This is a genomic window from Psychrobacter sp. AOP3-A1-26 (assembly GCF_052378235.1).
Classification (GTDB): Bacteria; Pseudomonadota; Gammaproteobacteria; order Pseudomonadales; family Moraxellaceae; genus Psychrobacter.
In genome coordinates this window covers 1-13,705 of the sequence record NZ_JBQSXN010000084.1, presented here as the reverse complement: position 1 = coordinate 13,705, position 13,705 = coordinate 1, and the positions used below count along the sequence as shown (strand labels likewise).

Sequence of the window (13,705 nt, the reverse complement as noted above, 5' to 3'; positions counted from 1 at the left end):
CCTACTAACAAGTACAGAGTCAAGAGAGTCACATAAATATCTGCTATCGATGAGTTTTGTATAAACATTTGGTGCAGGAGTAACACACCTTAGAAGAAAAAACCTTGGTGGAGTATGCCAGTGTGCTAAATCGGTATGAAACGGGAACTCATCGATCCCAAAGTTACCACTGTACGTACTTTCATGTTCATCTTTTTTAAGTCTTGGTGTGAGAGTCTGAACCAAAGGCATTGTTGGAATCTTGAATACATCACCAACGCTTTTTGCTACATCAAGTATTGAGCTATTAGCATCACTTGATATGAAAACATACCCATTTTCTTTTAGTTGATGTAGCAATGCCTCACCCCTTTATACCTATCAGACTATCATTATTATCTACTAACATGGTAAGCGTCTCCAATAAATAGAAGTAATCAAAAGAAGCGATTATTTGTTCTATAATACGATAGAACAGCGTACCCAATACATACTGCTTAAAGTCCTAGCCATCGACTGAGCCCCGAACCTCGTTTGCAATTTGCCAAATTTGGCGGTGTAGTTCGGCACGTTGTTGATTGCTTGTTGTCATAAAAAAGACCTGTAAAATTAATGTTTATAGAATATCAAGATATGTGGCAATCACCCCAACCATAAGATACTTGTTTAGGTGTTACTCTCGTTTTCAGAGAATAAGAGCAATTTTTTTGCAGTCCACTCAACCATTTTTGTATCACCCTTTCATTGAACTCTTTTTCATAAAAGCCAATAGGATGATGGAGTGTATTGGAATTATCAAACAGCGCCGCCACATCTGTCCAAGATGGGGACCCTTTGACTACCTTTGTCATAAACTCTGGTATTTTGCGTTCAAGTTGGTCGTAGCTGTCAACCTTAACGATAAGCGTCGATAGGCGTGTATCAATATCTGCAGCATACACCTCAAAGAGTGAAAATCCTTGATTAGCATACTGAAATCTAGCTTCCATCATGGTGCGTGGAAGTCCACTTTTTGTCCTGTATCTACGACAGTATTTCACCTTAGGAAGCTCGTGATATTTTATGGTTATATTATCAACAAAATGCTGCACTTCGAACAATTTCTAAGCCCGATGCTTCTACACACCCCTACTCAAATAATTTGGAATATTTTAATGCTCAATAGAGAATTACACAAATACAGAAAACAATTAGTTCACTACTTGCAACCAATTATCTATTGCAGTTTTAACCCAATTGGAACTCTCGCCGTTCGTGTGTTTAAAATATTTGATGGTACTAAATCCAGATATTTCACTTACATCGGCCAACCGACCGTTATTTCTAAATAACTGACTTAAAATTCGTCGTATCGCATCTCTTATAAAGATATCTTCATTTGCTACTTTTATAACAATACCGCTAGTTTGGCTGCCTTTTTTCTGACAATCAAATATATAAAAAAGCCCATGTTTTTCAAAACTCAGACGCATAACGAAAACTACTTCCACACTAGAGTCATACTGCGCTATATGCATGCCATGCACCGTCTCACCAATAAATATATTATCGTTAGCCAAATTTACGCAATCTATGACTACAGGTGAGTAGCCCGAAGTGACTTTAAGATCTTGAGCATAACGTAATAGACGCTCAAAGTTGTTCTTTATTGGATGAATCGCACCACTCTCTACTAGAACTTGGATCCTGCCAATATCACCATTAGCATTGCCGTCCTCTCCATCTGAAAAGGTGTTGGGCTCATGTTGAGGTAACCTTACAACCTTTGAGTTACAAGTATCTATAACTTCATCTAAAGTTAAATCCTCGCTCTTCACAAGCGCCCTTATCTTACCTATCTGCTCTATTCTATGCCTTACTACAGCAGTGGTTATATTATTAGCATCTCTTTGAGCCTCTAATATTATTTCATCAGATTCAATAGTGTTGTAGATTGGTTGAAACTTTAATGTTTGAGGTTCAACACCTTCACCGTATGTGGCAGAATTAGGCTTATCTATCCTGTACTCTATTTCAGATCCCTGTGGCATAGACATACCTAAAATTTCGGTACAAAGTATGGTCTGATCATCAATTTTCAAACCTAATATCTTAAGTTGAATTTCTTGCTTATGATAAGGCTGAGCCATTAGAGAAAGGTACTGCCTATCATTTCTAAGCATTCTTGAATTGAGATTCCAAACTACTTTTTTGGTATAACTATTTGTTTTCAAATAGAATAAGAATACAGCGTCGGCAATTACACATCGATCAGGTATGGTAATCAGATCACCGTAGTTATCATTTATATTCAACCTTTCTTCGGCTTCCTCTTTGTGATAACTAATTAGAACTTTATTGATTTCTTTCGATACCCCATAGTGTGCAACAAAAAATAAAACCGATGGGATAACTATTTTAGTATTACCAGTCTGTACAACGAGGTTTGTATTAGAGTCTGTTTTAATGTCATCAACTGGATAGTTATCAGGCTCAAGAATATAATCGCCTTTATTCGCTGAAATACCAAAATGGTTAGTATATGTAAGGTTTGGGCGTTCTTGTTGCTTATCGTTATATGCATCTAACGTGGTATATAATGTTTCAAAATCGTACTTCTCCTCACAGATACCATCAACCCAAATAGACCCTATAGGTAACTTTAATATTGATTTGATTGATACTCCGACTACAACTTGTTTTTTGGTAGTAGAATTTAGAAAGTACACTTGAACCGTTTTACGTCTACGATAATAGTATATTTTCCCATACCACAGTACGACATACTCAGTCTTTGGATTATAATAACTCCCTAGACATACCTCAAAATATTTTCGGATATTTACCATACCCATATACTTAACTTTTTTACCATTACTCTTGAATAACGTATCAAACATAGCTCACTCTCAATCCATTTGTGTTAGGTAGCGAGTTAGCTATTTTAGTGAGAATTACTTTAAGAGAATAGAGAGTATCAAGGATAGGTTTATGACATCTATTCTTGGAATATGACATCAATTGTTAGAATTGACAACCCCCACCGACCAACGCCACCGCAGATATAGTATGGTGAACTTGCCTGAATGGCCGCGTACCATAATCATAATCACTGTCGGCAACTGAATAGGTACTGGCAACCTCTAATGCGTCCTCAGCACTCAAATCTGGCAAGATAGTCGGTAGACGAGAGGCCATTAAGGTCTTACCCGAACCTGGGGGCCCAGTAAACAATAACGAATGCCCGCCAGCCGCGGCAATCTCTAACGCGCGCCTAGCATGATGCTGTCCTTTTACATCCGCCAAGTCCACTTGATAACCAACCTGCTGCGGGGCAGGACTAGGCTGTACTATCTCTAAATGCTTCTCTACAAGGCTAGCATCTGTGAGCGATTGCAAATGATCACAAACCGCTTTTAGACTATCCGCCGCCAATATCTCTACGCCCTCGACACGGCTAGCTTCAGCACCATTATCCATCGGCACTATTAACTGCGGTTTGGGCCGTGGCTGGATGGTCGGTGACAACTGCTGACCTTCACTTGACTCCGACTCACTAGCCTCTAACACCTCCAATGTTTTCGATGCTAGTACTTCAGCTTTCATTGCCCGTGCTACCGCCAAACTCCCGCTCACTTGCCTTAGATCGCCATTGAGCGCCAACTCACCGATAAACTCAAAGCCTGCTAACACTTCTGGATCCAATTGATCACTGGCCGCCAAAATACCGATGGCAATGGGCAAATCAAGGCGCGCACCATCTTTAGGCAAATCAGCAGGGGCTAAATTAATCGTTAGGCGTCGATTGGGAAACTGAAACCCTGAATTAAGCAGCGCTGAGCGTACCCTATCCTTGCTCTCGCGTACCGCAGCCTCGGGCAAACCAACAATAGTCAACGCTGGTAAGCCTTGCGACAAATGCACTTCAATAATCACCTTGGGTGCGTGCAGTCCGACAACTGAGCGGGTATATACTTGAGCAAACGACATCCGTAGTTCCTGTTAATAAAAGCAATATAGGCAATTTTCAATCATAAAGCATTCTTTATAAGCGCGCAAATGTCGTGTTTTATTATCTATTATTTACTAGCATAAGCGCCCTTCATTGTTATATGATAAATAATAGATACTTTCGTGCTTAGGGCGCGTCCTCAGTCTTATCTAATGACTCTGGAAAACCTATCTTCGATAGGCGAGACCCAAAGCTAGCAAAAGTATTAACAATAAAAGGATTTTATTGTTCACATAAAGCAATGATGGCTGATTTTTGCCACCGTTTTATATAATACCTTTCAACCATGGACGGATAGGTTTATGAGTATAAAAGTGCTTAATCAGCGTGTGCCTTCACTCACGCTACTCACCGTAGCTGTTTCATTAGCATTATCGGGATGTTCAGATAGTGACAGCAGCTTTAATAATGATGATGACATCACTACCCCTTCAGCGACCTACGAGGTCGACATTCAACGCACAGAGTTCGGTATACCCCACATTACTGCCAAAGATTATAAAGGACTAGGCTACGGCGTTGGTTATTCTTTCGCTGAAGACAATATCTGCTCACTGGCCCGTGAGATTGTGGTTGCTAACGGTCAGAGCATGCTTTATTTAGGCGAAAAAGGCGATGTGGCCAGCGATGTTTTTTATACTTGGTATAATTCACCAGAAAAACGCGCGCAGTTCCTAGATGCACAAGAGCCAGAAGTCCTTGATGCAGTCGCAGGTTACGCCGCTGGTTATAGTCGCTATCTACGCGATAAAGGGGTTGATAATATCGATCCTGACTGCGCTGGCGCCGAATGGGTAAAAGAAATCGGAACCAATGATCTACTGGCGCTTTATGCCAAAGCAAACTTACGCGGTGGCCTCTCAAACTTTGTGGGACCCATCGTTGCGGCGGCACCTCCATCACAGGATGTGACTGTTGATAGTAGTAGAATGGGCAGTAGAAGCATGGACAATAGCAGAATGCGTTCTATTGGCCCAGATTCGGCATCGAACTCGGTATCGACCTCTTCATCTACCGCTGCAGACACAGCCGATTTAGCCTCAGGCTTTGATTTTGATATGACCACCATCAATGTATTGGATGGCGGCAGTAACGCCTACGCACTTGGTAGCGAAACGACGGGCACCGATAGCGGAGTTTTATACGGCAATCCACATGAACCATGGAATGGTATCCAACGTTTTTACGAGTTTCACTTAACCATGCCCGGTGAGCTTGACGTAATGGGTGCAGCTCAACAAGGTCAGCCTTTCCCGAATATTGGTTTCAATAAAGATGTTGCTTGGAGCCACACCGTTTCTACTGCCAAACGCTTCACGCTTTATCAGCTTGAGCTAGTGAATGGCAATCCTATGAAGTACAACTATACCAATAGTGATGGCGTCGTAGAACAGCGTGATATCCGCAAGGATGAAGTGACCATTCAGCTACCAGACGATCAAACCCTCGTTCAACCTGTTTATTCCTCACACTTTGGGCCTATGTTAGCAATCAATAAGGTTAACGGTTTACTACCAGTTTGGGGGGCTAATAATATCGCCTTTACTATCCGTGATGCCGCGGCAGAAAATGCACGCTCACTGAATCAGTGGCGCAGCATGAACCAAGCCAGTAGTGTCGAGGACTTGGTTGATAGAATGCAAGATCAGGTTGGTCTAGGGTTTGTCAACACCATCGCCACTGACCGTTACGGTAAAGCCCTTTATGCGGACATCTCAACCGTACCGCACGTGACCAAAGAGCAGTTAAATAGTTGTACAGAGGGAGAGTTATACTTAAAAGCCATCGTGGGCTTTGGCTTCCCAGCATTAAAGGGCAATAGCGCTGATTGCGAATGGGGCAATGACGCTGACTCGCCACAAGCCGGTATTTTTGGTCGCTCAAATCTGCCGTTCTTGATTCGTGATGATTATGCGATCAACTCCAATGACAGTTATTGGCTGAGTAACTTAGACGCACCATTGACTGGATTTTCACCGCTACTGCGTCGTAACTTGACACCTTTCCTCGAAGAAAGTCCTGTCGATGGCGTACCATTACTGATGCGCACTCGTATGGCGTTTCAACAGGTATTAGACAGACTCGATAACTCAGATGGTCTTGGTGGCACTACCTTTAACCTAAAAAACCTGCAAGAAGTCGTCTATGGCAACCGCAGCTACGTCGCTGAGTTGGTGCTAGATGATGTATTGGCTGATTGTAGCGCTGACCCAATGCTGCCGTTGACTGATAGTGGCACTATCGATGCCACTCAAGCTTGTGATGTGCTGAGCAATTGGGATCGTCGTAATAATCTCGATAGCAAAGGGGCACACGTCTTTAGAGAGTTTTGGAATAATATTGATTTTGAAGAAACCATTGATGATAAAAAGCTATTTAGTGTACGTTTTGACGTCAATGATCCAGTCAATACGCCTCGCGATCTCATTATCAACGCAACTACACGAACAGCTTTGGGTGATTCGATTAAATACTTCCAAGATAAAGGTATCGCATTTGATGCAACTTTAGGAAGTGTTCAATACGTTATAGACGCAGGTAAGGACAACGAACGCATTCCTATGCATGGTGGTCAAGGAAGCGAAGGGGTATTCAATGTGGCAAGAGGTCCTGGTCCCAACGCTGATGGCAATTACGTGATTAATAATGGCCCAACTTATATGCAGTCGGTCACTTTTGATGCTAATGGACCCGTCGTAGAAGCATTGCTCGCCTATTCGCAAGCAGAGGACAGCACGCGTCCTTATCATCGTGATCAAACGCGCCGCTACTCAGCCAAAGACTGGATTCGCTTGCCGTTTAGTGCTACTGAGATTAGCAACCAAGCGGTTGGTAATAAAGTTCAATTAACAGAATAAAAAGAGCAGAATTTATAAAAACAGTAAGAAAGACTTTAGGGCAATCCTGAGGTCTTTTTTTATTACCTACCCATACAACTTTATGGGTATATACAAAAACTCTCTATCCATGTCACTATTATCAATGATTCGTTATACTACCCATTACCTATTTAAGCATTCATATTTAGACTATTTAATGCTTAGTAAAGCAGTTAATCTTAAAATGACTTATATTAAATCGCTACCAGCAAGGCCATTAGTTGACTCAAAATAGCCACACACCGAATACGTAAATATGGCGATTTATACAGTTAAAACGAGGAATATCGCATGACAAACCAGTCAGAACAAAGCACCCAACAACCCTATAATCGTGCGGGAGAGCAACCCACCACCACCCGCCCTGTCATGCAGCCAGACAATCCATATGCCAGTACTCGCGGCAGCATTACTACCAAGCAGCTACCCGCATTCGATGAAGATATTATTAATAAATACAATCGTTCAGGGCCTCGCTATACCTCTTATCCAACCGCTTTAGAATTCTCACCGATGCCAGAAGGGCTTGAGACCAAAATCCTTCGAGAGCGTGAAGCCCATGCCCCGCTATCGCTCTATTTTCATATTCCCTTTTGTCGTCACCTTTGCTATTACTGCGCTTGTAATAAAATCATTACTAAAAAGAACAGCGATGCAGGCGATTACTTAGAGTACCTCATTGCTGAAATTAAGCACAAACGTAGCTTATTAGGCACAACCGAAAACGGCAAAAAACCACTGGTGAAACAACTGCATTTCGGCGGTGGTACACCGACTTTTTTACAAGATAATGAGTTAATACAGCTTTGGGAGTTTTTGCAAACTCAATTTGAGTTTTTGCCCGATGACCAAGGTGACTATTCTATCGAGATCGACCCACGCGAGCTCAGTGGCGAGACGCTACAAGTGCTGCGCAACCTGGGTTTTAATCGCGTCAGTTTGGGCGTGCAAGACTTAGATGAAACGGTACAAATCGCAGTCAACCGCGTACATTCGGCAGAGTTAATTGAAAATGTATTAAAAGAGTCGCGCGCGTTAGGGTTTCGCTCTATCAACGTCGATTTGATTTATGGTTTACCGCATCAAACGCCAACAACCTTAGATAAAACCGTCCAGCGTATTATCGAGATGTCACCGGATCGCTTATCGGTCTTTAATTATGCCCATTTGCCTGAGCGCTTTAAATCTCAACGACAAATCAAAGAAGCCGACCTACCGACGCCAGCCTCCAAGCTCGCAATGCTTGGTAATACTATCAACACCTTAACCGAAGCCGGTTATCAGTACATTGGTATCGACCATTTTGCCAAACCTGATGATGAGCTTGCCGTCGCCCAGCGTGAAGGCAAATTACATCGTAACTTCCAAGGCTATACCATCATGGGCGATTGCGACTTACTGGGTTTTGGCGTGTCTTCAATCAGTCAAATTGCTAATGCCAATAACAGCTATATCTTACAAAATCATACCGATCTACAGGTTTATAAAGACAACATCGATGCTGCACGCAGCAATCCTGCGGTAATGCCAGCGGTCAAAGTGATTAAAACATCCATTAAAGATCGCTTACGCGAATATGTGATTATGAACTTGTTATGCCACGACTATATCGACTTTAGAGACGTCAATCAGAAATTTGGTATCGATGCCATTACCTATTTTATTGATGAGATCCAACAGCTTGGTCAGATGCAAGACGACCGCTTGATTGACATGGACGCTGCCGGTATTCGCGTACTGCCAAAAGGTCGCTTATTAGGTCGCAACGTGGCGATGGTATTCGATGAATATCTTGAGAAGAAACATAAAAACCGCTTTTCAAAAGTTATTTAAGTGAGGTGTTTTTAAGCTGATTATTAACCATAAAAAAGACCTCGATCGAGGTCTTTTTTATGGTCTGTGATAAAGATGTAGCTGATTCACTTTAAAACCGATACAGTGCTGCTGGAGTAAATTTTTTGCAGCCTCTGTCACCCTTGCGAACAGCAAGCAAGAAAAACTTATACCAGTAGCACGTGGCTATTAACGTATCGATTTTATTTCGAACTGGCTATAGTTATCTGTATAAAGCAGCCTGCTCTACTCGGTAGGCATGACGATATAAAGACGATTGGCATCTATGATAGTCTTTTCCTTATCAAGATATTTGTGTTCAACAAGGCTTTTTGGGTTGGCTATCTCCGTATCTGTTATCGAAAAATCATCATCATTCAATAAACCTAACGAACCATCTTGACGCAACCATAAGCCTTCAAGCTTATCATGCGGATAATCTATCGTAGCCAGAACATCAACGACCAAGGTCTTGCTAACAGGCTTAATAGCCATCTCTTCAAGTGCTTGCCAGTTTTTTTCGTCTGTGGCAATAAGCTGCTCTAGTGTTTGTCCTTCGATAGTCAAGCCGACGATCTCGTCCTGCTCGACACTTTTATTATCTAAAATAGTTTCAATATCCGTTGCCTGTGAGGTATCAACTTTGTAAATTAGCTTTTGGGCTGATTTGTCTTGTAGCGGAAACTTGCGATCATGTTCAATCAAATAAAACTCATGCTCATTAATAGCAACGATACCTGATGCCACATGCTGTGCTGCATCCAGACGATATAAGTATTGTTTTATCTGACCTGAAACTAAGTTAACCGTCACCATGCGGGTCAAATTAGACAGACGTCCCGATTGATCAGGATTGTCCATGGAAGACTCCATAATACCTACTAGGGTCGTCTGATCAGGTGTGACTGTTAATGCTTCCATCCCGCGATTGGTGCGACGCTTGGTAAACTCTGCTGGTAATAAAACTGGCTTACCATCAACCATCACATTATTACGCTCATCATTAGCAAAAGGATTGATACGCTCGACCTCTATCCCTTCGGCATCATAATGAACGAGATGTGGCCCATATTCATCACTGATCCAAAAACTGCCGTCTGTGAGCGCGGTAAGTCCTTCTGGATCCAAACCATTGATATCGGTTTTAATAGGGTTGGTCACAGTATCAAAAGGTAAGCTTGGGTTTATAGTCATCGGCTGACCATTAACATCATAAGGTACTTCGTTAGTACCGCCCAATGCTTTTGGATTCGGAAGCCCAGAGATGGGATTGCCGGTGCTGTCTTTTAGTATGATTTCTTTTATTTTAGTGATTTTGCCATCAGCTTGTAACTCAAAAAGCCCAATAGACGGTGTATAGTTTGGCACTAAAAACTGCTTACCTTTACCCGCAACGCCATCAAAATCAGCATTGGGACCACGATCGGCGAGTGCATAAAATTGATTGGCATTGGTTGGATGAGCCGCTGCATCTGAGCCGTAGCCACCCCCTCGAATCTCCAATTTCTGCTCAGGATAAGCGGCATTGGTGAGCGTCGCATCCAGTACGGTATAGGGTAATGGGCTACCTTGAGGGAAGTCTGTTATAGACATCAGCATATTATTTGAGTTTTGCTTAAGCATTGTTATTTTCCTTTTATCTGTACTTTCATTACGAGCTAAATAATTTACAGTCAAAAAAATAGCCAGCGCGTTGGACGCTAACTGACTATTTTTAAAATTGAACCTTGTAATAGGTATAACACCTAGATTATTAAGTCATTGATTATTAAACTTTAAGCTTATCACCTACCATGCCTTTTACTGTGCTTAGAATATCAGCAGGTAACACCACCATTTTGGAGTTGTCAGATTCAGCCAGCTCCCGAATCGCTTTGATATACTGCTCACCCAGTAAGTAGACAATCGGCATCTCTTCAGTACCCATCGCATCAGTAATCAGACGAATAGATTCTTCAGAACCTTTAGCCAACACTACTTGCGCTTCAGCATCGCGACGTGAGGCTTCTAGACGACCATCGGCCTCTAAGATAGCGGCTTGTTTTTGACCATCGGCGCGTGTCACTGTCGCACGGCGTTGACGTTCAGCCGCCGCTTGTTCTTCCATCGCCGTTTGCATCGTATCAGACGGATTAATATCTTGAATCTCTACTGTTTTAAGCGTGATACCCCAATCAGAGATATCTTCTGAAATCGCGTGTTTTAGCTTGGCTTTGATTTCGTCACGGCTCGATAGTGCACTATCAAGATCCATTTCACCAATAATTGAACGTAATGAGGTTTGTACCAAATTACGAATACCATACTCATAATCCTCGATACCGTACACTGCCTTGTCTGGACGAACGATATTAATATAAGCGACAGCATTAGCAATGATAACCACGTTGTCTCGGGTAATCACTTCTTGTGATGGAATATCGAGGACAATATCTTTGGTGGTAACTTTATAAGACACGTCGTCAACATAAGGGATAATTAGGTTTAGGCCGGGTTCTAGTGTTTGGCTATACTTACCCAAGCGCTGCACCACCCATTTATAACCTTGCGGCACGATGCGAACGCCTTTAAACACGGTAAACACAACCAGTGCAATCAAAACGATCATAACAATACTAAAGCTTTCCATAACTTATCCCTATTAGCATACCTTTATAAATTACTGCCTGTGTTAATCGCTGCTTGTGACTTCATACTACTGACGATTAGCTCGTTACCAACGATATCCGTCACGATCACCCGATCACCCACTGCCACCTGCTCGCCTCGCGTACGGCACATCCATTCAGCCGCACCGACAATAGGCACACTAAATCTCACCGTCCCTGCTCTATCGGCCTGTGGCTGCACGATAATCATACCTGTCTCACCAACGATAACACTGCCGCCCAACCCTGCTTTAGTACGATCTACAGACAGCGGTTTGATATACTTAAACCACGCCAGTAGAAATATAGCAGAGAGCACTAGCCAAACAATGATTTGAATAGAGACAGAGATGGGCAATAACCATGAAAGTATAGCAACGATGATGGCAGCGGCACCAAACCAAAGACTAGCAAAGGTGGGCACAAACATCTCGATAATCAGCAATAAAAAGCCCAATACCAGCCAATGCCAAGGTTCTATCATCCAGAGAGTCTCTATCATCGGCACATTCCCTATCTTTGTCATTCTAACTTTCAATGTAGCACATTTTTAAGAGTAATAATGTCTTAAAAATCATTAATATATAGTTGATGAACAATAAAATTAGTACAGCTGTATTAGTGTGCTACTGGTATAAGTTTTTTGCAGCCTCTATCTGCGTAGGTACAGCGAGCAAGAAAAGCTCATACTAATAGCACGTAATGTATAGATATTACATTCCACTGGCGATAGTGCCATGCCGATTCTAGTAAAGCCAAGCATGAAAAAGCTACTCTTAAAAGTGTAAGCACAAAAAAACGACCACTTTAAGTGATCGTTTTTTTATTACTGTGTAAGTACTGTTTAAGCAATTTCTAATCCAAGAACTAAGCGTTCAAAGTATTAGAATTTAAGGTTGGCACCAACAGTCCAAAGGTCTGCATCGCTACCAACGATATCGTATTCAGCTTCGACACCGAAATTAGGATTTACTGAATAACCAAGACCTACACCACCTGCTAATCTTGTGCTCTTGTCTGATACAGAGATATTTGGCACTCTGCTATCACCATCAATCTCAGTACGTGCTACACCCAGTTTACCTTTGGCATATACTGGCGTGTTATTAAAGCCATAACGGTAGGTACCATATAGACCATAGGTTTTAGCGTCTACGTCACCATTATAATAATCAGCGTCATCTGAACCAATATACTCAGCTTCTAAACCAAAGTTAGGGTCGAAGTTATAACCACCGTATACACCATAAGCAGTCGGATCACTAGCGCCATCAGTATCTAAATTGAACTGACCAACTTTAACACCAACGTATGGTTGGCCGGTGTAACCGTTACCATAAGATACGGCTGCTGGTGCACCCATGCTCACTAAAGAACCAGCGGCTAATGCAAGTAGAGTTTTCTGTAAAGTTTTCATTGTATTCACCTAATGTTATGTTTTTGATTTATTTTTTGATTTTTAATGTGAGAAATAATACTTAAGTAATCATTTCTCATTTTTGCTCGTTCAATACGCTTTAATATAGGAACTTAAAGGTATGTAGGTCTAGAATTTTAAATGAGCGCCAACTGTCATCAGTTTGGCATCAACATCACTATCCATCATTGCGTATTCAGCTTCGACACCAAAGTTAGGGTTCACTGAGTATCCGAGGCCAACACCACCTGCAATACCTGTATCACTGGCAGAGTTTGAAACTTTGAGCGGACCAACAGTATAGTCACCTTCTACCTTAGTCTTGGCAACACCCAGTTTACCTTTGGCATATAGGCCTGTATTTGGAAACTGATAACGGGCTGTACCGTAGGCACCATAAGTCTTGGCATCAAGATCACCATTTCTATAGTCGGCATCATCTGAACCTACATATTCGGCTTCGATACCGAAGTTTGGATCAAAGTTGTAGCCGCCATATACACCGTAAGCAGTTGGGTCATCAGCGTTGTCGATATCTAAATCAAACTGACCGACCTTCACACCAACGTATGGCTGTCCAGTATAACCATTACTATAAGAAGTAGCGGCTTGGGCACTGACCGTTAATAGAGAACCAGCTGCTAATGCGAATAACGTTTTTTGTAGAGTATTCATTGTTAGCTCCTTAAAATAAGTTTGGACAAACAAGTTATCTATTTATATTAGTTATATTGACTTTATAGCTCTATCGCCTTGTTCGCTAACGATGAGTACATAGTAACAAACCATTTCATAGACTCTGTCAGTGTTTGATGGTTTGAAAGTTAAGATTTGCAAGTATTTATCAGTGTCTGGGTTACAAAGGCTAGGATATGAAATCTTTTGTTACAACTACCGAATTTATGCAATAATCCCTACTCATTTCGCCAGCTTTATATAAGAGATAGGCTTAAAACAA

Annotated in this window: 10 protein-coding genes and 2 pseudogenes; 2 read left to right on the top strand and 10 right to left on the bottom strand. The window is 41.9% G+C overall.

All coding sequences use genetic code 11. The features are described 5' to 3' along the window. The 5 genes and pseudogenes from ACT3TU_RS11785 to ACT3TU_RS11765 form a co-directional block, all read right to left on the bottom strand. Window positions 1-339 (bottom strand): hypothetical protein (locus tag ACT3TU_RS11785; protein ID WP_444784408.1); only part of this gene is annotated, 339 nt, incomplete at its 3' end. A gap of 79 nt (window positions 340-418) precedes the next feature. Next, a pseudogene (locus tag ACT3TU_RS11780) lies at window positions 419-571 on the bottom strand (type I restriction-modification system subunit M N-terminal domain-containing protein); the annotation flags it as partial. A gap of 34 nt (window positions 572-605) precedes the next feature. Further along, window positions 606-1,070 carry a Tn7-like element transposition protein TnsE gene (locus ACT3TU_RS11775; protein WP_267893085.1) on the bottom strand — a complete coding sequence of 155 codons (465 nt, stop codon included), beginning with the start codon at window positions 1,068-1,070 and terminating at the stop codon, window positions 606-608. Between the two features lie 99 nt (window positions 1,071-1,169). Then, window positions 1,170-2,858 (bottom strand): hypothetical protein, encoded by a 1,689-nt coding sequence (locus ACT3TU_RS11770; protein WP_101767591.1) that lies wholly within the window; start codon window positions 2,856-2,858, stop codon window positions 1,170-1,172. Window positions 2,859-2,994: 136 nt separating this feature from the next. After that, window positions 2,995-3,948: pseudogene (locus tag ACT3TU_RS11765) on the bottom strand (YifB family Mg chelatase-like AAA ATPase); the annotation flags it as partial. A gap of 324 nt (window positions 3,949-4,272) precedes the next feature. Between ACT3TU_RS11765 and ACT3TU_RS11760 the strand changes: the two are divergent. After that, complete coding sequence (locus ACT3TU_RS11760; protein WP_192524459.1) at window positions 4,273-6,828, top strand: penicillin acylase family protein; 2,556 nt, start codon at window positions 4,273-4,275, stop codon at window positions 6,826-6,828. A gap of 390 nt (window positions 6,829-7,218) precedes the next feature. Next, the gene (gene hemN, locus ACT3TU_RS11755) at window positions 7,219-8,682 is read left to right on the top strand and encodes an oxygen-independent coproporphyrinogen III oxidase (protein WP_413038388.1); all 1,464 of its coding nucleotides are present in this window, start codon (window positions 7,219-7,221) and stop codon (window positions 8,680-8,682) included. Between the two features lie 246 nt (window positions 8,683-8,928). Here hemN and ACT3TU_RS11750 read toward each other — a convergent pair whose 3' ends face one another. The 5 genes from ACT3TU_RS11750 to ACT3TU_RS11730 form a co-directional block, all read right to left on the bottom strand. Then, window positions 8,929-10,305 (bottom strand): esterase-like activity of phytase family protein, encoded by a 1,377-nt coding sequence (locus ACT3TU_RS11750; RefSeq protein WP_192524461.1) that lies wholly within the window; start codon window positions 10,303-10,305, stop codon window positions 8,929-8,931. Window positions 10,306-10,450: 145 nt separating this feature from the next. After that, window positions 10,451-11,311, bottom strand: a complete 861-nt coding sequence (locus ACT3TU_RS11745; RefSeq protein ID WP_192524462.1) for an SPFH domain-containing protein — start codon at window positions 11,309-11,311, stop codon at window positions 10,451-10,453. 23 nt (window positions 11,312-11,334) lie between these two features. After that, on the bottom strand, window positions 11,335-11,832 hold the full coding sequence (locus ACT3TU_RS11740) for an NfeD family protein (protein ID WP_192524463.1): 498 nt from the start codon (window positions 11,830-11,832) through the stop codon (window positions 11,335-11,337). Window positions 11,833-12,213: 381 nt separating this feature from the next. Continuing rightward, window positions 12,214-12,747, bottom strand: a complete 534-nt coding sequence (locus tag ACT3TU_RS11735) for a porin family protein (protein ID WP_444784407.1) — start codon at window positions 12,745-12,747, stop codon at window positions 12,214-12,216. 129 nt (window positions 12,748-12,876) lie between these two features. Further along, complete coding sequence (locus ACT3TU_RS11730) at window positions 12,877-13,422, bottom strand: porin family protein (protein WP_192524465.1); 546 nt, start codon at window positions 13,420-13,422, stop codon at window positions 12,877-12,879. Window positions 13,423-13,705 lie beyond the last annotated feature (283 nt).